At 39.7% G+C, this 19021-nt stretch carries 26 protein-coding genes and 1 tRNA gene; 14 read left to right on the top strand and 13 right to left on the bottom strand.

The window, feature by feature from the left end; translation table 11 throughout:
- The 6 genes from HMPREF9331_RS12070 to HMPREF9331_RS12045 form a co-directional block, all read left to right on the top strand.
- Positions 1-425, top strand: a 425-nt coding sequence (locus HMPREF9331_RS12070; protein ID WP_016421169.1) for a DUF4138 domain-containing protein, incomplete at its 5' end; no start/stop codon positions are given.
- Between the two features lie 5 nt (positions 426-430).
- The gene (locus HMPREF9331_RS12065; protein ID WP_016421168.1) at positions 431-1000 is read left to right on the top strand and encodes a conjugal transfer protein TraO; all 570 of its coding nucleotides are present in this window, start codon (positions 431-433) and stop codon (positions 998-1000) included.
- 19 nt (positions 1001-1019) lie between these two features.
- Positions 1020-1451: a TraQ conjugal transfer family protein gene (locus tag HMPREF9331_RS12060; protein WP_016421167.1), complete on the top strand. Its 432-nt coding sequence runs from the start codon at positions 1020-1022 to the stop codon at positions 1449-1451.
- A 93-nt stretch (positions 1452-1544) separates the two neighbouring features.
- Entirely contained in the window at positions 1545-1829 is a 285-nt protein-coding gene (locus HMPREF9331_RS12055) for a helix-turn-helix domain-containing protein (RefSeq protein ID WP_016419923.1), read from the top strand.
- Positions 1826-2107: a helix-turn-helix domain-containing protein gene (locus HMPREF9331_RS12050; RefSeq protein ID WP_009750747.1), complete on the top strand. Its 282-nt coding sequence runs from the start codon at positions 1826-1828 to the stop codon at positions 2105-2107. Before HMPREF9331_RS12055 ends, HMPREF9331_RS12050 begins: the two co-directional genes overlap by 4 nt.
- A 164-nt stretch (positions 2108-2271) precedes the next feature.
- A complete protein-coding gene (locus HMPREF9331_RS12045; protein WP_016421166.1) occupies positions 2272-4377 on the top strand; it encodes a pentapeptide repeat-containing protein in 2106 nt (701 codons plus the stop codon).
- 627 nt (positions 4378-5004) lie between these two features.
- Here the strand turns inward: HMPREF9331_RS12045 and HMPREF9331_RS12040 are convergent.
- The 12 genes from HMPREF9331_RS12040 to HMPREF9331_RS11985 all read right to left on the bottom strand — a co-directional run bounded on the left by HMPREF9331_RS12040 (position 5005) and on the right by HMPREF9331_RS11985 (position 12407).
- Complete coding sequence (locus HMPREF9331_RS12040) at positions 5005-5850, bottom strand: PRTRC system ThiF family protein (RefSeq protein ID WP_016421165.1); 846 nt, start codon at positions 5848-5850, stop codon at positions 5005-5007.
- A gap of 2 nt (positions 5851-5852) precedes the next feature.
- Positions 5853-6575 (bottom strand): PRTRC system protein B, encoded by a 723-nt coding sequence (locus tag HMPREF9331_RS12035; RefSeq protein WP_016421164.1) that lies wholly within the window; start codon positions 6573-6575, stop codon positions 5853-5855.
- A gap of 1 nt (position 6576) precedes the next feature.
- Positions 6577-7740, bottom strand: a complete 1164-nt coding sequence (locus HMPREF9331_RS12030) for a hypothetical protein (protein WP_016421163.1) — start codon at positions 7738-7740, stop codon at positions 6577-6579.
- Positions 7741-7840: 100 nt separating this feature from the next.
- Positions 7841-8059 (bottom strand): PRTRC system protein C, encoded by a 219-nt coding sequence (locus tag HMPREF9331_RS12025; RefSeq protein ID WP_009744763.1) that lies wholly within the window; start codon positions 8057-8059, stop codon positions 7841-7843.
- Positions 8060-8086: 27 nt separating this feature from the next.
- Positions 8087-8584 (bottom strand): PRTRC system protein E, encoded by a 498-nt coding sequence (locus tag HMPREF9331_RS12020; RefSeq protein ID WP_009744764.1) that lies wholly within the window; start codon positions 8582-8584, stop codon positions 8087-8089.
- 48 nt (positions 8585-8632) lie between these two features.
- Positions 8633-8848 (bottom strand): hypothetical protein, encoded by a 216-nt coding sequence (locus HMPREF9331_RS12015; protein ID WP_016421162.1) that lies wholly within the window; start codon positions 8846-8848, stop codon positions 8633-8635.
- Positions 8849-8867: 19 nt separating this feature from the next.
- On the bottom strand, positions 8868-9101 hold the full coding sequence (locus HMPREF9331_RS12010; RefSeq protein WP_016421161.1) for a hypothetical protein: 234 nt from the start codon (positions 9099-9101) through the stop codon (positions 8868-8870).
- A 6-nt stretch (positions 9102-9107) separates the two neighbouring features.
- Positions 9108-9314 carry a hypothetical protein gene (locus HMPREF9331_RS12005; RefSeq protein ID WP_016421160.1) on the bottom strand — a complete coding sequence of 69 codons (207 nt, stop codon included), beginning with the start codon at positions 9312-9314 and terminating at the stop codon, positions 9108-9110.
- Positions 9311-9757 (bottom strand): hypothetical protein, encoded by a 447-nt coding sequence (locus HMPREF9331_RS12000; RefSeq protein WP_016421159.1) that lies wholly within the window; start codon positions 9755-9757, stop codon positions 9311-9313. The genes HMPREF9331_RS12005 and HMPREF9331_RS12000 overlap by 4 nt, the downstream gene beginning before the upstream one ends.
- A 29-nt stretch (positions 9758-9786) precedes the next feature.
- On the bottom strand, positions 9787-10221 hold the full coding sequence (locus tag HMPREF9331_RS11995; RefSeq protein WP_016421158.1) for a single-stranded DNA-binding protein: 435 nt from the start codon (positions 10219-10221) through the stop codon (positions 9787-9789).
- Positions 10222-10246: 25 nt separating this feature from the next.
- Entirely contained in the window at positions 10247-10582 is a 336-nt protein-coding gene (locus HMPREF9331_RS11990; protein ID WP_016421157.1) for a hypothetical protein, read from the bottom strand.
- Between the two features lie 589 nt (positions 10583-11171).
- Positions 11172-12407 carry a site-specific integrase gene (locus HMPREF9331_RS11985; RefSeq protein WP_016421156.1) on the bottom strand — a complete coding sequence of 412 codons (1236 nt, stop codon included), beginning with the start codon at positions 12405-12407 and terminating at the stop codon, positions 11172-11174.
- Positions 12408-12744: 337 nt separating this feature from the next.
- Between HMPREF9331_RS11985 and HMPREF9331_RS11980 the strand changes: the two genes are divergently transcribed.
- From HMPREF9331_RS11980 to HMPREF9331_RS11965, 4 genes are read left to right on the top strand one after another with little or no spacing between them, the layout of a single operon-like run.
- Positions 12745-12987, top strand: coding sequence for a hypothetical protein (locus HMPREF9331_RS11980; RefSeq protein ID WP_016421155.1), 243 nt, complete (start codon positions 12745-12747; stop codon positions 12985-12987).
- A complete protein-coding gene (locus HMPREF9331_RS11975) occupies positions 12972-13292 on the top strand; it encodes a type II toxin-antitoxin system RelE/ParE family toxin (RefSeq protein WP_009641807.1) in 321 nt (106 codons plus the stop codon). Before HMPREF9331_RS11980 ends, HMPREF9331_RS11975 begins: the two co-directional genes overlap by 16 nt.
- 2 nt (positions 13293-13294) lie before the next feature.
- Positions 13295-14599 carry a ribosome biogenesis GTPase Der gene (der, locus tag HMPREF9331_RS11970; RefSeq protein WP_016421154.1) on the top strand — a complete coding sequence of 435 codons (1305 nt, stop codon included), beginning with the start codon at positions 13295-13297 and terminating at the stop codon, positions 14597-14599.
- Between the two features lie 23 nt (positions 14600-14622).
- Complete coding sequence (locus HMPREF9331_RS11965; RefSeq protein WP_016421153.1) at positions 14623-15147, top strand: hypothetical protein; 525 nt, start codon at positions 14623-14625, stop codon at positions 15145-15147.
- 10 nt (positions 15148-15157) lie between these two features.
- Here HMPREF9331_RS11965 and rsmG read toward each other — a convergent pair whose 3' ends face one another.
- Positions 15158-15769, bottom strand: coding sequence for a 16S rRNA (guanine(527)-N(7))-methyltransferase RsmG (gene rsmG / locus HMPREF9331_RS11960; RefSeq protein ID WP_016421152.1), 612 nt, complete (start codon positions 15767-15769; stop codon positions 15158-15160).
- Between the two features lie 188 nt (positions 15770-15957).
- Here rsmG and rpmH point away from each other — a divergent pair, with 188 nt between their 5' ends.
- The 4 genes from rpmH (at position 15958) to tilS (ending at position 19011) form a co-directional block, all read left to right on the top strand.
- Positions 15958-16116 (top strand): 50S ribosomal protein L34, encoded by a 159-nt coding sequence (gene rpmH, locus HMPREF9331_RS12875; protein WP_002669412.1) that lies wholly within the window; start codon positions 15958-15960, stop codon positions 16114-16116.
- Positions 16117-16229: 113 nt separating this feature from the next.
- Positions 16230-17450: an aminotransferase class V-fold PLP-dependent enzyme gene (locus HMPREF9331_RS11955; RefSeq protein ID WP_016421151.1), complete on the top strand. Its 1221-nt coding sequence runs from the start codon at positions 16230-16232 to the stop codon at positions 17448-17450.
- A 113-nt stretch (positions 17451-17563) separates the two neighbouring features.
- Positions 17564-17645 (top strand) — tRNA-Leu (locus HMPREF9331_RS11950).
- A 52-nt stretch (positions 17646-17697) separates the two neighbouring features.
- Positions 17698-19011 carry a tRNA lysidine(34) synthetase TilS gene (tilS, locus tag HMPREF9331_RS11945; RefSeq protein WP_016421150.1) on the top strand — a complete coding sequence of 438 codons (1314 nt, stop codon included), beginning with the start codon at positions 17698-17700 and terminating at the stop codon, positions 19009-19011.
- Positions 19012-19021: the final 10 nt, after the last annotated feature.

The following is a 19021-nucleotide window of genomic DNA, read 5'->3' as shown; positions in this document are numbered from 1 at the left end:
ACCATCAGAAAAAGAATTATATCAAGCATATAGGTTCGGAGAATGCAGGTATACAATGGCTACTAAAAGGTATCTATGTACACAATAGCAAACTCTATGTAGATGTGCAATTGTCCAATCGCTCTAACCTGCCTTTTGAAGTAGATTTTATCACTTTTAAAATCATTGATAAGAAGACCACCAAAAAGAGCATTGTACAAGAAGTGCCCGTTGATCCCTTGCGCGTATACCAACCTATATCCCTGCTAAAGGCTCATAAAGAAGTCCGCTCGGTGTATATGTTAGACCAACTCACCCTCTCTGACGACAAGGTTTTGCGGGTAGAAATCTTTGAAAAGAACGGATCTCGTTACCAATCGTTCCTCATCACCAACGAGGAGATTATAGCCGCTCGCCCTATTGAACAGTTTAACCTTAAATTCTAATGCCAATGCTAAGAATTATCACTTGTATTTGTTTGTGCTTTTTAGGAGGCTCCATTGTCCAAGCACAGCGATTGTTACCCAAGCAAAAAGGTATTTCGCTCTCTTGGGTCGCACCTGCAGAGGCTTTTACTTCCTCTTTTTCTGATGATTTTGGGGTACAGTTAGGCTATAGTATCAATGCTAAAAGGGGTAACTACAAGCATTTTGCTCTTGAATATCAAAGGCGATTGTACCCTTACAAGAGTCTGAATATACCTGTTGAGAGGTATATAGGCGCGGGAGGTTATAGCTTTGCCTTAGTCAGTGACAGCAGTAAAACGGTGGCTTTGAACTTAGGAGCAGAAGCTCTTTTGGGCTATGAGGTAGTCAATCACAGCAAAAGCCTCCTTCCTGATGGGGCACTATTAAAGAACGAAAATAATTTTCTCTATGGCGCACAAATTGGCTTGCAGGTAGAGACTTACCTAAGTGATCACTTTTTAGTGCTTTGCTCTGGCAAGGTAGCAGCTTTGTGGGGAAGTTCCTTTGAGCTACTGCGTCCCTGTGCTACTGTAGGACTGCGTTATATGTTTTAACCTTTAAAAAGACAATACGATGAAGAAAATAAATCAGAAAATTGTAATAGGACTCATCGCAATGCTATGTGTGAGCCTATTCACCTCTTGTAAAAAAGAGTTGGATGTACAACAAAACTTTCCTTTTGAGGTAAAGGTATTGCCTGTGCCTAAAAGTATAGGTAAAACAGATACAGTAGAAATACGTTGTGAGTTGCGCTCTCCCTACCAATACGATGAGAACCGCTATTTTATTCGTTACTTTCAGTATGAGGGAAAAGGGAGTTTGCGTACCTCTCCACAAGGAGAAGTCTTACTTGTTAATGATGTTTATCCACTTGCCTCCAAAGGAGCGTTTAGACTTTACTACACTTCTGCCTCAGAAGCTAACCAGTCTTTCTCCGTTTGGATAAGCGACTCCTTCGGCAATGAACAAAAACTGGATTTTGAGTTTAATGTAAAGAAAGAGTAAAGATATAAAGCCAAAATCCTCCTTTCTCTTCCAAAACAAGCCTACTTTTAAAAGTGGGCTTGTTTTGTTTTACCTTTGCGCAAAATAATGCAAATGGAAGTAGTAGTTATAGAAAAATCTGTTTTTGAACAGATACAAAAAGACGTACAGCAACTCAACAATTCTCTGCAAGTGGTAATGGATACTTATAAGGGAATTTGGCAAAAAGAAAAGTGGTTGGACTCTCAGGAGGTTTGTCTGCTTTTGGGCATTAGTAAGCGTGCCTTGCAGTATTACAAAGACCAAAAACTCTTGCCTTTCTCGTGCATCCACCGCAAGAACTATTTTAAGCGTAGTGATGTAGAACAGCTTTTAACCTCTAACCTTCAAACCCGATGAACTTACTCACAGAAACACACCAGGAACTAAGCTCTTACCTTAGTCAGCTTGAAAACCTTAAACAGCAAATGGACTTTATCCTTAAAAACTTCCGTCCTGTATTTGACGGCGAGGTATTTCTATCAGGAAAGGAGGTCTGTGAGCTACTACATATCACTAAAAGAACCCTGCAGCAATACCGTGATGATGGGCTATTTCCTTATATCCAAATTGGTGGTAAAATCCTCTTTAAACAAAGTGATATTCTAAAGATTTTGGAGGCTAACTATAAGAAATAATGTGAGTTCGATATAACGAAAGTTTCCACAGATTTTGCCCTTTGCTGGCGTGAGCGTTTCGTTCGTGTCTATCATAAGGGAGCTTGTAGTTCTTTATTGGAGGATTTGGTAAAAATTCGTAATTTTGTAGCTTGTTATGAAATGTTGATAGAAAATAAAAAATTATGAAAAATAGATACTTTAATACCTTCATAGATAAGGTTACTCCTGAAGATAAAAAGGAGCCAAAGATATGTATTTCTAGATTTCCTCCAGAGATTCTCTTTGATTTGATTCATTATGTGAGAAATCATTGGGAGGGAGGCTATAAAGGGGTGTTATTTGTTAAGGAAGGAATAAGATTACATCATAGAGTTTTTACAAATTCTATTGACGCTCAAAATTGTGTTTTTGAAAAACAAGTGGAGTTTTATAATTGTGTTTTTGAAGAGCATACAGAATTTGATAAATCATCTTTTCTCTCTGATATTTCTTTTAAAAGATCTATTTTTAGAGGAGGTGTTTTTAAGTCTATTTCTTTTAGAGAAGTAACTTTTGAAGGAGATGAGATTGATTTTTGTTTGACAGAGATATATAGTGGAGATTTTTCAAAAGCTATCTTTAAAGAAAACTCTTCTATCGTTGATTTTAAGGGGGCTAAGCTTTATAATGTTACCTTCAATGAAGCTCAATTTAAAAGAACTGTCTCTTTTGAAAAGTTAGAAAATCCTACAGAAATAAAAAGTACTAAATTTGAAAGAGCAATTTTCTCCAAACAAGCAAATTTTCATAATGTTTTATTTTATGATGATATCTCCTTTCAAAATACTATTTTTAGAGGGAAGACCTATTTCCTAAATATAACATCAAAAAAAATATCTGAAAATACTATAAATAAAGAGAAGGAGTTTAGTTTTAACGGAGCTAAATTTCAAAATGAAACGTACTTTAATGGTAATAATTATATAGAGTTAAATTTTTCAGAGGTCGAATTTGGAGTAAAGGATAAAGATGTTACTATTTCGTTTAGTAATGCTAAGTTTTATGAAAATATTCGGTTTCATCATTGTGATTTTTACTCTAGTATTAATTTTGAAAATACAACTTTTGAAAAATTAGTTGATTTTCATGCGGCTATATTTTGTGAAGCGCAACCTTTTCATTTTACAGACTTTTCTGCAGAAGCAATTTTTGCAAATGTAAAGTTTAAGAAAGAAGTACAATTTTTATATTGTAAGATAAAACCAGATTCATACATAAGATTTGAAAGTTCTATTTTTGAGAGAGGATTGGAAATTTCTCGTAGTAATTTTAAAAGGAATATAAATTTTTGGGATATAACAATAGCCAAAGAGGGAGAGCAAGAGATTTTTAGAAATTTAAATAACCAACATTATGAGGATATAAAATATATAGACGATTTTGGTAAATACTCTACAAAAGAAGTGCCTATGGTTTATAGGCAGATTCGAGAGACATATCGTATTATAAAGGATGATTTTTATGCTCAAAATAATAGGATTGAAGGATTGAAATTCTATGAAAAAGAAATGTCTGTTTATCTTGAAGAAAAACGTTTCTCTAAAACAAAGGAGAAGCAGAAGTATAAATCAAATTTTTACAGGAATCTTAAAGATAATAATATATTCTATGTTCTCTTAGCAATAATAGTAGTATCTATGTCTTTATGGGTATATTGCAAATCTCTCTTTTTCTATATAACTCTTATAATTTCTTTCGTTTTAGTGTTAGTAGAGAGATGGTATAAAAATAAAGAAAAACTGAAAACCAAGAATCCTTTGAAGCAAAACAACTATTTTTCTTTTATATTTTTAATTATAGGAATAATATTTTATCTTATTTGGATATATGAAGCAATGAATACTATTCATTATTTCGTTATTAGCTATATATTTCTTTTTTTCTCAGCTGTGTTTTTATATTTTTATCAAGAAAGGGATAGAATTATCTTGTGGCTTAATAAAAATTCTAACTCTTTTGGAACAGATTGGGTAGTAGGAATTAATTTTACTTTGCTAATAGCACTTATTAGTTCTATGATAATTTTATCAATGACACCTCATATAGTATTTTCTTTTGATACAGAGGGGATAGAGAATTTCATAAGAACTCTAGTAGAAATACTTAATATTACAGAATGGGCAGATATTAAGATACTCAATAAGGAACCCAATACAAGGCAGTACATTTTAATGTTTTTTAGTCGTATTTTCATTGGATATGGTTATTATCAAACCATCCAGGCGTTTAGAAAATTTGGAAAATCATAAAAACACATGTAAAACCAATATTTACAGGAGGCAGACTGAGAACAAGATAAGGACTTTGGAGTCAATATAGGTTTTTCCTGAGGAGCGACAACCCTCTTTGAACAATACCATCAGGATTTTTTTAGAGCAGAGCAAGTGTGCCCCTTGGCTTCGCCTACTATTTCTTAGGTAATATTGCTTGTTGAGTAATGCAGGATACCAAGGGACAGTGGGTGTCCATCTCTCACTTGATCATCTGCTCCAGAACACTACATGCCTTGCTCAACGGTATGGCATGGCTTCATACAATCTGTTGTCTACCGCTATTTATCTAATCCGTGAAAATCGCAACAGCATAATTCTGTAAACATATAAAATCAGTGAAATTCATGTCTCATATACCCAGCTGTGAGTACTCGCTGGCTTTGTGGGAACTTTCGTTATATCGAACTCATGTTAAGTAGCTTCTCTTTTTATCTTTAATAGCTATCTTATAAGATTTCTCTCTATCCTAAACCAACAAAAAATCTATCTGTAAGGTCTTTCTTTTGCTTCTTTTCTTTTTCAAAGAAAAGAAGGTCGTGAGCCACGACAAGCAATTAATAGCACTGACAAGCATTTTTTATAACTGCTTGTCAGTATTGTTGTTTATACAGCTAAGGGTTGTGTGCGAAAGTCTTTGAGGTTGAGGAAAAAGCCTCTGTAAGGAGTGAGTCCTTCTCTGAACAAGTTCCAAAGTAGAGTGCTTCCCATTTGTGAGAGAGTGGCGTTAATGAACAAATCTTGCTTGGTTAAGGCTTCGGCAAGGGAGCAACTTGGGATATTGTCATTATGCTCGGCTTGCGTTAATAGTTCTCCAAAGGCTTGGGTAATAGTAGGCAGGGTGTCTATAGGGATAAAGGTATCGCTATAAGGTTGCTCAATGGCTTGTAAAGTACCTAAAATCACTTGCCCTGAATGGGTGCTGTTGCCAAAATCTAACCAATACTTAGGGTTGTTGTGGTAGTGGTGAGCTCGTTCTAAATAAGTGAGTACTTCCCCAATGTCAAAGCGTGCCTTTGCGCTATCTACACACGAAAGGTAAATGCTTCCTCTCATTGTTTCTTCTTCAGAGGGAAAAGTCTCAGTGCTGAATAGCTGTGTTTGCGCTCTCCAATCTGTACCAAAAAAGCGATTGATACGGCTTATTAGAGCAGTGGATTTGTACATTCCTAACTCATAAGCCGAAAAAAGTTGTCTGCCAAGATTGGCAGGGCTTACAAGGTCGTTATCCCAAAGGGTTACCGATAACCCTGCGTGTCCTAAAGCAACCAAAGCGTGGTTGATACGTGCTAAAGCAGTGGCTACTTGTGAGCCTGTGCCTCCTGCTCCTATCAGATGTACTTTAATAGGATTGGTAGCATTGAGCAAAGCAGTATCAGTAAAATGTACCCGCTCTTTGTGTGCTTGGACAGAGGTGTTGAAAGGGTTGAGGATGTTTGTACTCTGTTTCATTGTTATAGGATTTGTTGTAAGGTGAGATGATTGGGATTGAGCAGTTCGCAAGGGAAAGGCTTATTACTTTGAGTGAGTTCCTGCCAAAGGGTTATTAAGGGTATTTTGGTTATAGGGTATGAGCCTAATTGATGAGAAAAATAGCTATTGAAAAAATAATCTTCCCATTGGGTGATAAAATCTTCTAAGCAAGAGGCTTTACGCTCATTTACCTGCACTGACCCCATACACACATTGCCATTTTCATAGACGTTGAAAAAAGGCGCATAGCACAGAGGTGTATTAAGGTGTGGCTTTTGGTTTTTGGCTAAGGCATATATCCAAAGGCTCTTGGGGGTAGCTTTCCACAACAGAGGAGGTAGATTTACTTCTTTGCTTTCTATAGCGAGGGAGGAGGCAAAAAATAACTGCTTTTTTTGTGTTTTAGAGTACCAAACAGCCTGCCCCTCGCCTTTATGGGATAGATGGAGCACCCTGCGAGGAATAATACCTTTGGGGACTAAAAAGGCTTGTGCTTGCTCTTTTTGGCAGGTGAGTGTTTTGGCAAGTGCTTGCGCTTGGTCGAGGGTAAGCGGTTGTGCGCTTGTAGGGTTACCATTGCTATCAAGGTGTAAGTACTCTACATAACTCTGTGGGTTGTAGCGGTTACTATCTTCGTAAAAAACAAGTGCTGATGTAGGGCGATATACTTCCCCTACTTCTGGGGTGAGGTCTGTGTATTTCATTTTAAATGCGGTTTAAAAGGGTTATAAGTTCGGTTAAGAGAGGAAAGAAACGCTGTTCAAAATCAAAGTTAGCAAGGAGTGTTGTGCTGTTGAAATGTTTGTAAATGGTAGGGAGTTCTATCTCACTGCATTGGGAGTATTCTCCATTGAGCCAATCTAAAAGATAGGTATGGAATAGGTCGCTTTGGTCTTCATAGACAAAAGATAGGTATTTCTCTACCTCAAAAAGTTCCTCTTCACCTTGCTCATAGTCCTCTGCTCTGTGCAAATGGGTATAGATAGAGTGGTTAGGAAAATCCTGCCACAAGGTATAAAAGGCTTGAGAAAGAGCAAGGCATTCGGCTTCCAAATCATTCTTAGGAATAAAGCGGTCTATACGCCTTTGAAAAAAGTCTAAATGGCAAGGGTTGCGTATCTTTTTGGAAAGAATAGTACCTATTTGTTGTGCCTGCTTTAAAAGGTGCAGGAGATGGTCTCTTTCCGCTATTTCTTCATAGTCTTGGCTAATACAATCCTGCAACATTTCATAGGCATAAGCCACAAAACAATCTTCTTGTACATAGTTTGCTATAAAAGCACGTTGGTTTAGGTAGGCATATACCGATAAAAATAGTTCATAAAGTGGTTTGTTTTTATGTACTTTCAGAAGTTTATAAAGCGGTTGCAGAGGGACAAAAAATACTTCGTTGGGCAAATAAAAACGTTCTTCGCAAGAGAAAAAAGCATCGCTATTGGGAGCTTTCAATACTTTTAGTTCACAGAAAGTACCTTTGGTATCTCTCTTTTTGATTTGCTCTTGGCTGTAAGAAAGGGCTAAGGCAATCCCGCAAGAAAGGTCGTACTGCTCTATGGGAAAGGGAGTAAAGCCGTAATGGTCTGCCATTTGAGCAAGGGAACACTTGAGAGTAGTTTTTAGCTGTGCTTGCTCCTCTCCACTAAAAATGATGTGCTTGCTTGAATGATACACTTTAGGAGGAAAGGTCGTTTTTAGAAAACCATTGGCAAAAGAGTTTTCGGGGCTACTTGTTGCTGTTCTTGACATATCTGTGAGCGGTCTTTGGGGCGTTGGACTGCTTTGGAAAACTCTCTTAACCTGCGGTAGAGTTCTCTCTGTGCTTCGCTTTGTATGGGTGCGAGGTTTTGTTGGGATTGCTGTTGCATACATTTTTAGCTTGTTTTTAGTTTTTGATAACGTTTTTAATTTTAGCTACAAGCCTTGTTTTAAGCTATTTTACAAGGCTTATAGCTTTAGAATTAGTAGAGATTTAGCCTTTTGTACCCATTGTGATTTGTAGGGGATAGACAACGCTGTCTCCCTCTACGTAAGGTGTGCCAGCTTTAGCATTGGTGAGCAGGGGGTAATGGGTGCTGTAAAAATTCTTGACTTGCTCTACTGACCACGATGGATTAGGGTCGGCAAGGTGAATAGTTTGTCGGTTTTCTTCAAAGACAAACATTCTTTTCAGTTGGGTAGCTATGAGCATAACAATACTTTTTTTAGGGGTTAATACTTATTCTTCAAACAAGGTAGGGGCAAAGTGTGTGGATAGTTCTGACCTTTTTTTGCGGATTTTATCGGCATAGTTAGGGAACTCATCGGGAGGAGGCAGTTTTGACCACGCTTCTCGGTACTTGCCCTGTGCTTCTAAATCAGCTACTTTTTTCATAGCCTCATCGTATTTCTTTTGTTGTTTCTCGGCTTTTTCTTTCTCCATCGCTGATTGCCTTTGGGCTTGCTTTTGCGCCTCGATGTACTGCTCCATATTCACAAGCAGAGACGAGGTTTCTTCTAAGGGTTGGGTGATGCTTTGAAAAAAGCCTGCATCTAATTCTTCAGCAGTGCCTCTAAGTACTAAGGGAGGCAAAAGGTGCTTGGCAGGGTCTGAACATTGTTCATTCTCAAGCAATACCGATACAACAAGCTGGCTATTTGCTTCTTGGGTTATGACTAAGTGTAGTTTGCCTTGTATGGCTAACTGAGCAATTTGATTGAAAAAATGGGTTTCCATTGGATACTTCGTTTTTAAATTGATACTTCTGTTTTATATCCTTATCTTTTAAGGGGCTTTTTTAATAGTGTTTTCAGTACGATAACTCACTATGTAGCCGTTTGCCTTTACGATAGCTTCTAAGGCTTGTCTGGCTTTAAGGGTTGCCTCTCGGTCTTGGTCGCTAAGGTTCATAAAGTGCAGTGGTTCAAAAGTTCGGATAATTATCCCTATATAGGATAGGGCTTGGGTGTCGGTTGCTAAGGGCTGTTTGAGTGGTTTCATTGAGATACACTTTTTTAGGTTAAACTACTTCTTGGGGTTCTATCTCAAACTCAATGCTTCTTTTGCTACATTGGGTTTGGTTGTACCATTGCAAGTTGGTTAGGTCGTCTTGGGTAAAGGGTAGCTTGTACCGCTTGCAATAGGCTTTTATCACTTCGATTGCTTTGTACTTGCTTGTGCATACTTGCATAAGGACACGGCTACTCATATAGTGCCAGCTGTCGGTTTTATAGACTAAGTAAACGCTTTCCATAGGCTGTTAGGTTTTATTAAGGGTTGAGTTTTGGGCTTCTTTGAGTTGCTTTAGTTTAATATATAAGTCCTGCCAATAGGCTTTTAGCCTCTTGTCTAACGCCTTGTGAGTGTTGTCAGTATGCTTATAGCCTCTAAAGCTATCGGCTTGCGCTAAGGCTTTATCAAGGTCGGTTACCTCTATAGGAGCACCATTGAGGTCTGTTATTATCATTTTTCAAAGGTTTTAAAAAGTTCATCAAAACGGATGTCGTCCGTCCAATACTCATCGGAGGAGTATTTTCCATAGGCTTTTATATAGAAATCATCGTATCGAGTAAATACGCTTCGGTAAATATCCAAACGGCTTTCAGGCGTATTGAAAGAGGCTAATTCCTCCTCAGTGAGTTCCACAAAAGCCCAAGTAAGTTCTTCCAAAAAGGATAAATTGGGCTGTTCCTCATCGCTGAGGGTATAAAAATCGGTTCTTGCCTCATAGAAACTAAGGTTCACAAAATCGGGGTCGCTCTTTAGGGTAGATACTTGTTGGGCTACTTTTTTCACTTTCTCAAGCCATTGCTCGGTAAGGCTGATAAGAGCAAAGTAGCAACTATCCCATTCGCTATTGGTATAGGCACGCACCAAAAGGTGTGTTGTAGGTGTTTTGCTGATATTCATTTTCTGTTCAATTTTAAAGGGTTATACATTTAGAAAGGCAAATCGTCCTCGTCTTCCTCTGCGACTTGCCCTGCTGTGACTTGGGGCTTTGGCAAAGGTGTTATAGCATTTGCGTTATTTGTCTCACTTGCATAGGTATTAGGTGTTACTTCTGCTTTCTTGCTAAAGTGGAATTTGATTTTGGAGGTGTGAAAGTTCAAGCCTGCTTGAGGCTCTCCCTCACGATTGAGCCACGCTCGTGCCGATACTCGTCCTTCCAATTCAACCAATGTGCCTTTGGTAAGGTACGGAGCAACTCCCGTACTGAGCCAATAAGCACAGTCAAAAAAGGAGGTTTGCTGTACGTTTTCACCTGCTTTGTTTCGGTAGTTGTCGTTCACTGCTACAGAGAAATTAACGACTTGTTTGCCATTTGATAGGGTTTGCACTTGTGCATTTTCGGTAAGTCTTCCTACGATATTCATAAACGTTCTATTTGTTATTAGGTTACTAAATTTCTACTATTTGGTCTATGCGCCCATAAAGATAGGCACGGAGGCTGGTGCGGTCGATAGCATAGTATTCATACCAAGTATTATACTGCTTTACGATGAACTTTCTCAGTACATCGGAAAAATCAAATCGGTAGCCCAATAAGGGGATAGCATTTCTGAAAAAGCAGTTACTATTGACCGCTTGGGTAATCCAATTTTTCTCTGTTCGGGTGAGTTTCTCACCGCTATTGAGCTTTACACGGAGCTGATAGACTTGGCAGTCTTTCAGATGCTCTAAGGGGCTTATTTCGTGAGACACGAATTTGGTTGCGATACAGGGTTCTTTTTTCATCTTGTTGCATTTTAGGAGTTTTATACGGCTTTACGGCTTTTTTGGACACGATACGTACGATTTTCGGCTTTTAGGTTGTCTTTTTGAAATTTTTTATTCGACAATGGGAGGAAAAGCGGTATTCGTTTCAAAAAACAATCTGTAAGAAGCGGCATTTTTCTCATATTTGACATTTTTTTTATTCGCTTAAAGGTCGGAATGAGCTGGTTTCGTTTCGAGTGCCATAAAAGGTCTGTGTTTAGCTTCTGCAAGGTTTTTCAAAAAAATACTACCCGCAGGACAACGGACAAGGGCTGGAGATTTTTTTGAAAACCCATCGGGCTTGACCTTGCAAGAAGCGTTAAGAACACAGAAATACCTTTGCACTCGAACAACGAACCGCCATTACGTGCCTTAAGTGTTTAAAACAGGGAAAATAGGTAAGTCTTAATGACGTATTTCTATTTGTGACAAACGAATACCCTTTTCCTTATTTGTTGAAGTCTTTTTTTCTTCTAATAGCTTTCTGTAAGGCAACAAAAAAATCCATTGACACATCTCTTTTTGAAATGTTATCAATGGATTTTAATTCTAAGAAGAAATTTGTTAGTTATCCTATCTTTAAGTTTTTTAATCGTTCGGCAGCAATTTCCATATCCTTGCTAATTTTCTCATTGGTGATTTTAGCATAAATCTGGGTGGTTTTGATATTCTTATGTCCCATCATCTTGCTAACACTTTCCAAGGGAACTCCTTCTGTTAAGAACAGAGTACCAAAGGTATGGCGTGCCCAGTGAAAGGAGATAGGTTTTTCACGAATGATGTTACAATCTTTCATCATCTTTTTAATCAGTAGGTTGCAATTAGCATTGGAAGGCGTAGGAAATAGTGCCTCTGTACGAGTTGTACCCTCATATTTTTCAATAATTTTCTCGGCTATATCCAACAAACGTACATTACAGGGCACATCGGATTTCTGACGTCGTTTGATAAGCCATTTGTTGCCGTCAAAGAACGATTGTAAGTGACTTTTCTTGAGCTGTTTGATGTCAATATACGAAAAACCTGTAAAGCAACTAAACACAAATAGGTCCCGTACTAATTCAGCAGAAGCACTCTTAGGGTGATATTGTAAAAGAGTTTCTACTTCCTCTCTAAGCAAATAGCCTCTATCTTTCTCCTCCATAGAACTTATATAATTCTTAAAGGGATTGCGATAGATGATACCCTTGTCTATGGCTATTTCTACCATTTTACAAAGGGGCATCATATAAACCCATATTGTGTTGTGAGTAAGACTTTTATTAACTCTAAGATAGAAGTCAAAGTCATTGATAAAGTCTTCTGTAAGCTCTTTGAAAGAAATATCACTTCTACGGTATTTGTACTGGATAAACTCGCTCAAATGAGTATATACATTTTCGTATTTATTAAGTGTTCTCCAACTTCTAACACCTTTTTCTACCATCAAGGCAAAGTCCTCTTTGAACTTCTCATAGACTTTTAGTAAGGAATCTTCCATTACTCCTATACCTAGGAAAGTAGCTTTTAGCTTCTGAGCAGTAACCACTCCCTCGTACTTCATCAGCTCCTCATAATGAGTAATCATACGTGAGCGGATCTCTTCCAGCTTTCGGTTGAGTTGGGTAGCTTCTTCTGTTTTACCTGTTACCCTTCCGTACTTCAAATCCCATTTCTGTGGAAGAATTTCGAGCTTAGTACTAAACTGAGCAACTTGATTGTCAATGGTAATACGCCCCATAATAGCAACCTTACCATTCTTCTTTGGGGCATTCTTTTTAAGGTAAAACAATACCTTAAAGGTTGAGCGCTTTACTTTTTTCATACTCTAATTTTTTAATTTGCGAAAGTACTTTTTATCAAGTTACTGTACAATATGAAAAAAGGTGTAAAACACTGAAATATAACCTACTAATAAAAATTATTTTTTAAGGTATTAGGTAACGATTTAGAAACCTAATTTTGAAAAAACCTGTCCAAATCGTCTAAGACCCTGTCTTCTCTTATCTTCCTATCAAAAAAATAATCCCCTTTGTATGAGCTAATTACATTATTTTTTGTAGTTTTGCATTTTAAATTCTATTTTCAACAAAAAATCAGAATTTCTTACGACTTTATTGCTATGTTTATTTTTTTGACTACCTTTGCAGAAAAATAAACCTATGAATACTGGTACTATTGCCCAATTACCTAAAGATGTTTCTATAGAAGATGTCCTATTGGAATTAGAAGCACAAGGGATTGAGATCTTACAAGAGATTCCTCTCCCCCCTGAAAGACTCCCTCAGAGGGTACTTGATTCTATTAAGAAAGGAACCGAGCAAGCCGAGAGAGGTTTTGTTTTTGATGATGCTATTGTAGACCAAGAAGCTGAAAATATTATCATGCAATGGGAAAGAAAGTAAAAGTTACTTGGTCTGCTGTTGCTAAAATACAATATTATGATACGTTGATTTTTTGGAACGAACATAACCAATCCAATGAGTATTCCAAAAAAATAAGAGCCAAAATAAAAGAAGCCTCCTCTAAGTTAAGTTCTTTTCCCAAAATAGGAAAAGAAAGACCTGAAGACAGAGAGGTAAGGCAGATTATTGTGTTATCCCATTTTTCTCTATTCTACAGAATCTATGAAATCAATGAAGACTTAACAGAGATCGTCATTGTAACATTTTGGGATAACCGAAACGACCCTAATAAATTAAAATTCTAAAAATGAGTGCCATTGTAGCCATTGTTGGACGCCCTAATGTAGGCAAATCCACTTTTTTCAACCGTCTTGTTCAGCGTCGTGAGGCTATCGTAGATAGCATCAGTGGGGTGACCCGTGACCGCCATTATGGAAAAACCGACTGGAACGGACGTGATTTCTCCGTGATTGATACAGGAGGTTATGTAGCAGGAGGCGATGACGTGTTCCAAAAAGAAATAGATAAGCAGGTGAATCTGGCTATTGAGGAGGCCGATGCCATCATCTTTTTAGTAGATGTAGAGAGTGGCATTATGGGTACCGATGAGGAGATTGCCCAACTGTTGCGCCGTAGCAAGAAGCCTACTTTCTTGGCCGTAAACAAAGTAGATAATACCAAGCGGGCTATGGATGCCAATGAGTTCTATGCCTTGGGGTTTGAAGAGATTTTTCCTATCTCCAGTGTCAATGGGAGTGGTACGGGCGAACTCTTGGATGCCGTAGTCAAAGTACTCCCTGAAGAGGAAAAAGTAGAGGAAGTGACCCTACCTCGCTTTGCCGTAGTGGGACGCCCCAATGCTGGGAAATCGTCCTTTATCAATGCTCTTATAGGGGAGGAACGCTACATTGTTACCGACATAGCGGGTACCACTCGTGATGCTATTGATACCCGTTATAATCGTTTTGGGTTTGAGTTCAACCTCGTGGATACCGCTGGGATTCGCCGCAAAGCAAAGGTCAAAGAGGATTTGGAGTTTTACTCCGTGATGCGTTCGGTACGTGCCATTGAGCACTCCGATGTATGCCTGCTCTTAGTGGATGCTACTCGTGGCTTCGAGGGACAAGATGCCAATATCTTCTGGCTGGCACAGCGCAATAAGAAAGGTGTGGTGATTTTGGTCAACAAATGGGATTTGGTAGAGAAAGACACCCATACCACCAAGCATTTTGAGGAAGGGATTCGCAAGATCATCGCCCCCTTTACCGATGTGCCTATTATATTCATCTCTGCCCTTACCAAACAACGTATCTACAAGGCAATAGAGAAAGCGGTAGAGGTGTATAACAACCGCAGCCAGCGTATCAAGACCTCCGAGCTCAATGAGTATATGCTCCCAATTATCGAGGCTACTCCCCCACCTGCTACCAAAGGAAAGTATATCAAGATCAAGTACTGTATGCAGCTACCTACTGACCTGCCTCAGTTTGTTTTTTTTGCCAACCTTCCCCAATATATCAAGGATCCTTACCGCCGCTTTGTAGAGAACAAGCTCCGAGAGAAATTCAATTTTGAAGGCGTACCTTTGGATATTTTCTTTAGGGAAAAGTAGGGAGTTTTGAGTTTTTCAGCAATATGAATACTTTAGAAGCCAAGAGAGAAACATTAGCTAAAGAAAGGATAGAAAACAAATACAAATCTCACAAAGATTGTACCTTTATAGAGGTTGTTACTGCGGATAAGCTGCAAAAATTCTATGATTTTATCTCAAAACAAATTCTCTATGATGACAAGGAAAAAGTGTCTGCCACCATAGTATATTCCTATGACACCCAAGGACATCAGAACCAAATAGAAAACTATGACAGCAGTGGAAAACGTATAAATAGGACTGTCCAAAAGTTCGATGAGGCAGGCAATGTCATTGAAAGTATTTTGTATGACGAGGCAGACCGAGAAACGCGCAAACTCTATTTCACTTATGATAAGTACAACAATATCACCAGACGAAAAATAGTGGATATACGCCCCTCCCCTAAAACTACAGTGCAAACCCTAAGGTACGAATATGATACCCATCACAACTATATCCAAGAGACCTGCCTTAGTGGCGGCAATGTGATCTATGCTCAAAAAAGAGTGATCTCTTATTATGATTAGTCATTGGTTACTATAACACCACTACTTTTTTTGTCTCAAAAAAGTCTTCTTCAAAAACTTCGGAAAGGTTATAGACAGTAGCCGAAGGAAAAGCCGCCAATTCTTCAGTAAGGTCACCTCCTTTCAGATAGAGGATTCCCCGCTTATCACCCTTATTGGTTACAGGCTTAAGCAGATGCTTGGTGAGCTTATAGAAGTCGGCCATTTGAGTTACAGCACGGCTTACGATATAGTCGTATTGCCCCTCAAGGGTCTCTACGCGTGCCTGCTGGGAGGTAACATTGGTAAGGCCTAAAGCAGTAGCCACTTCTTGTACCACCTTTATTTTCTTGCCTATGGAATCCACCAAATGGAAAGACACCTCTGGGTAGAGAATAGCCAGTGGAATCCCTGGAAAACCGCCACCCGTGCCTACATCTAATACCTTTAGACCTACCAAGAAGGGGTGTATCTTGGCTATGCCCAAGGAGTGCAATAGGTGATGCAGCACAAAATGCTCCATATCCTTGCGAGAAATCACATTGATACGTGCGTTCCACTCCTCATATAGGCTTACTGCCTGAGTATATTGAGCAATTTGGGTAGGGGTAAGGGTAGGAAAATACTTGAGTAACAACTCCATAAAGACAAGCCTTTAGAAAGGTCAAAAGTAGGATAATATTTTCATTCCTACAAATTTTTCAAGAAAGATTTTAAAAATACTTGTACATTCCAAAAAATAATAGTACCTTTGCCCCGCTTTCTTTTATGGGAGCTTCAAAGAGCTAAGAGCAAGTAAACGTTTAATTTAAGATATTAATATTCAATCCAATGAAAAGAACATTTCAACCTTCCAAGAGAAAAAGAAGAAATAAACACGGTTTCAGAGAACGTATGGCCACGGCGAATGGACGTAAAGTATTGGCACGTCGTAGAGCTAAAGGAAGAAAAAAACTTACTGTTTCCTCTGAACCAAGACATAAGAAATAATGTTTATAACTTTCTGTAACAAGTAAGGTGCCATCTCATTGTAGATAGCACCTTTTTTACTTTTTACTTTTTAACCTTATTACTTTTTACCTTTTACTTTTTATCTTTATATTATGAAGTCTATTGCTGAAATTCGTCGTGATTTCCCTATCTTAGAGAGAAAGATAGGCGGAAATCCTCTAGTATATTTTGACAATGGGGCAACTTCTCAAAAGCCCCAACAGGTCATTGATAGCATTGTCCATTTTTACACTACCTACAATGCCAATATCCATCGTGGGGTACATACCCTCAGCCAAGAGGCTACCGAAGCCTATGAAGTAGCCCGCAAAAAACTACAAAAGCACATCAACGCAGCCAAGTCCTACGAGGTGATTTTTACCAGTGGTACCACCGAGGGAATCAACTTAGTGGCTACTTGTCTCACCCCTTTTCTAAAGGCTGGTGATGAGATCTTGGTACTGACCACTGAGCACCATAGCAACATCGTTCCTTGGCAGCTCTTAGCCGAGCGTACAGGGGCTGTTGTACGTCCTATCCCTGTAGATAAGGAGGGTATGATCCTTATGGAGGACTTCAAGGCTATGCTCTCTGAGCGTACCAAAGTAGTCAGCTGCCAACATGTGTCCAATGCCTTAGGCAATGTACATCCTGTCAAGGAAATCATTGCTTTAGCCCATAGCGTGGGGGCGGTAACTCTTATAGATGGGGCACAGAGTTGCCCTCACTTTGCCATTGATGTACAGGACTTAGATACTGACTTCTTCGTGGCTTCAGGACACAAGATGTACGCCCCTACCGGAATTGGCTTTCTCTACGGGAAAGAGGCGTGGCTTAAGAAACTTCCCCCCTATAAGGGCGGAGGAGATATGATCAAGACCGTCTGCTTTGAAGGGACTACTTATGCCGACCTGCCTTATAAGCTGGAGGCTGGAACGCCCAACATCTGTGGGGGGATCGCCTATGGAGTGGCTATTGACTATATGCACTCCTTGGGTATGGCCGATATCGCCGCTCACGAGCACGCCTTGCTAAAGTATGCCCACGAGCAGATTCGCGCCTTAGGCGGTATCACCATCTATGGTACACATGATTTGGAGCGTAAGGCAGGAGTCATCTCCTTCAATGTAGAGGGCGCCCACCCCTATGATGTAGGAACACTCCTTGACCAAATGGGTATAGCTGTACGTACAGGCCACCATTGTGCCCAGCCTGTGATGGACTTTTATCACATTCCAGGTACCATACGTGCTAGTTTTGCCGTTTATAACACCCTCGAAGAAGTTGATCGGCTCATCTTAGGCCTTCAAAAAGCAATGAAGATGCTATTATAGCCATATATAACACACTCACGATCAACCAATTGTAAAATAATTAAAAAAATAATTGATTTTTATTTGTCAGTTTCAAAAATAGTTGTACCTTTGCACTGTCTTAAAAATCACACGCGGGTGTGGTGAAATTGGTAGACACGCCAGACTTAGGATCTGGTGCCGTGAGGTGTGTAGGTTCGAGTCCTATCACCCGCACTAAGCTCTCAGAACACTCTGAGAGCTTTTTTATTTAATACACTTCCCCCCTATGTTAGCATCTTTCCAACAGCATCTCCAGCAGCATTTCCCTTTCCTATGGCAAAAGAAAATTATCTTAGCCATTAGTGGAGGGATTGATAGCGTAGTACTCGCTCACCTGCTCCATGGGTTAGACATTCCTTTCCTTATGGCGCATTGCAACTTCCAGCTACGCGGGGAGGAAAGCGAGGGCGACCAGCGTTTTGTGGAGGCTCTCTCTCACCAGCTTTCTACTCCCTTGGCTGTAAAGCGTTTTGAAACCAAGGCCTATGGCAAGACACATGGACTGAACACCCAGATAGCGGCTCGTGTACTGCGCTATGAGTGGTTTGAAGCACTACGCCAAGAGCAGGGCTATGACTATGTACTAACCGCCCATCAGGCCAATGACTCTTGGGAGACGTTCCTGATCAACACTTCTCGTGGCACAGGCCTCAAGGGGCTTTTAGGCATACCTACACAGAACGGGGCTATCTTGCGCCCCTTACTCCCTTTCTCTCGGGAGGAAATCCTCACCTTTGCCACCGAAAACCATATCTCTTGGCGGGAGGACAGCTCCAATAGCTCCGATGCTTATACCCGCAACAAGATTCGCCACCACCTCTCCCCTATGCTCAAAGAGGTGCACCCACTTTTTTTTAAGAACTTTGAGAAAACCCAATCGCTCCTACAGCTCACTTACAACTTCCTACAAGAGGGAATCGAGCAGTATCGGAAAAAATGTTTTGTCCTAGGTAATCCTATCGTTTTCCTTATAGAAAAACTCCGCATGCACCCTCATAGGCGTTTTTTGCTACACGAACTACTTTCTCCTTATGGATTTTCCGATGCCGATGCTTTGGAACGATTTTTGCAAGCCGATACAGGTAAATACCTTGCCAGTGATACCCACCGCCTGCTCTCCAACCGTGGGCAATGGCTTATTAGTGAGCTAAAGGAGGCCTCCCCTGCTGTTTTCTATTTGCAGGAGGAAGTTGGTGTCATCAAGTCGCCCATAGCCTTGAGCTGGCAAGAGGTCAGTGAGGCTGCCCCATCAGGAGTCGAGGTGATTTATATAGATAAGCAGAAGGTACTGTTTCCCTTATGCTTGCGCAAGCGTAAGGAGGGAGATCTCTTTTATCCCTACGGCATGGGCGGACAGAAGAAAGTACTGCGCAAGTACTTCAAGGATGAGAAATATTCGCTCTATGACAAGGAAAACCAATGGCTGCTGACCGATAGCACTGACCAAATCCTATGGGTCGTAGGCCGCCGCGCAGACGAACGTTTTCGCCCTACCCCTTATACCAAAGAAATACTCTGTTTCAGACTTAATAACGAATAAATACCCGATT

The sequence above is a fragment of the Capnocytophaga granulosa ATCC 51502 genome (assembly GCF_000411115.1).
In the GTDB taxonomy this organism is placed as follows: Bacteria; Bacteroidota; Bacteroidia; order Flavobacteriales; family Flavobacteriaceae; genus Capnocytophaga; species Capnocytophaga granulosa.
The sequence above is the reverse complement of the archived record's forward strand: the minus strand, read 5'-3'. Positions and strand labels throughout refer to the sequence as shown.

Coding starts and splice junctions, on each gene's coding strand:
- HMPREF9331_RS12065 (WP_016421168.1), top strand. CDS start 431: ATGCTAAGAATTATCACTTGTATTTGTTTGTGCTTTTTAGGAGGCTCC.
- HMPREF9331_RS12060 (WP_016421167.1), top strand. CDS start 1,020: ATGAAGAAAATAAATCAGAAAATTGTAATAGGACTCATCGCAATGCTA.
- HMPREF9331_RS12055 (WP_016419923.1), top strand. CDS start 1,545: ATGGAAGTAGTAGTTATAGAAAAATCTGTTTTTGAACAGATACAAAAA.
- HMPREF9331_RS12050 (WP_009750747.1), top strand. CDS start 1,826: ATGAACTTACTCACAGAAACACACCAGGAACTAAGCTCTTACCTTAGT.
- HMPREF9331_RS12045 (WP_016421166.1), top strand. CDS start 2,272: ATGAAAAATAGATACTTTAATACCTTCATAGATAAGGTTACTCCTGAA.
- HMPREF9331_RS12040 (WP_016421165.1), bottom strand. CDS start 5,850: ATGAAACAGAGTACAAACATCCTCAACCCTTTCAACACCTCTGTCCAA.
- HMPREF9331_RS12035 (WP_016421164.1), bottom strand. CDS start 6,575: ATGAAATACACAGACCTCACCCCAGAAGTAGGGGAAGTATATCGCCCT.
- HMPREF9331_RS12030 (WP_016421163.1), bottom strand. CDS start 7,740: ATGTATGCAACAGCAATCCCAACAAAACCTCGCACCCATACAAAGCGA.
- HMPREF9331_RS12025 (WP_009744763.1), bottom strand. CDS start 8,059: ATGCTCATAGCTACCCAACTGAAAAGAATGTTTGTCTTTGAAGAAAAC.
- HMPREF9331_RS12020 (WP_009744764.1), bottom strand. CDS start 8,584: ATGGAAACCCATTTTTTCAATCAAATTGCTCAGTTAGCCATACAAGGC.
- HMPREF9331_RS12015 (WP_016421162.1), bottom strand. CDS start 8,848: ATGAAACCACTCAAACAGCCCTTAGCAACCGACACCCAAGCCCTATCC.
- HMPREF9331_RS12010 (WP_016421161.1), bottom strand. CDS start 9,101: ATGGAAAGCGTTTACTTAGTCTATAAAACCGACAGCTGGCACTATATG.
- HMPREF9331_RS12005 (WP_016421160.1), bottom strand. CDS start 9,314: ATGATAATAACAGACCTCAATGGTGCTCCTATAGAGGTAACCGACCTT.
- HMPREF9331_RS12000 (WP_016421159.1), bottom strand. CDS start 9,757: ATGAATATCAGCAAAACACCTACAACACACCTTTTGGTGCGTGCCTAT.
- HMPREF9331_RS11995 (WP_016421158.1), bottom strand. CDS start 10,221: ATGAATATCGTAGGAAGACTTACCGAAAATGCACAAGTGCAAACCCTA.
- HMPREF9331_RS11990 (WP_016421157.1), bottom strand. CDS start 10,582: ATGAAAAAAGAACCCTGTATCGCAACCAAATTCGTGTCTCACGAAATA.
- HMPREF9331_RS11985 (WP_016421156.1), bottom strand. CDS start 12,407: ATGAAAAAAGTAAAGCGCTCAACCTTTAAGGTATTGTTTTACCTTAAA.
- HMPREF9331_RS11980 (WP_016421155.1), top strand. CDS start 12,745: ATGAATACTGGTACTATTGCCCAATTACCTAAAGATGTTTCTATAGAA.
- HMPREF9331_RS11975 (WP_009641807.1), top strand. CDS start 12,972: ATGGGAAAGAAAGTAAAAGTTACTTGGTCTGCTGTTGCTAAAATACAA.
- der (WP_016421154.1), top strand. CDS start 13,295: ATGAGTGCCATTGTAGCCATTGTTGGACGCCCTAATGTAGGCAAATCC.
- HMPREF9331_RS11965 (WP_016421153.1), top strand. CDS start 14,623: ATGAATACTTTAGAAGCCAAGAGAGAAACATTAGCTAAAGAAAGGATA.
- rsmG (WP_016421152.1), bottom strand. CDS start 15,769: ATGGAGTTGTTACTCAAGTATTTTCCTACCCTTACCCCTACCCAAATT.
- rpmH (WP_002669412.1), top strand. CDS start 15,958: ATGAAAAGAACATTTCAACCTTCCAAGAGAAAAAGAAGAAATAAACAC.
- HMPREF9331_RS11955 (WP_016421151.1), top strand. CDS start 16,230: ATGAAGTCTATTGCTGAAATTCGTCGTGATTTCCCTATCTTAGAGAGA.
- tilS (WP_016421150.1), top strand. CDS start 17,698: ATGTTAGCATCTTTCCAACAGCATCTCCAGCAGCATTTCCCTTTCCTA.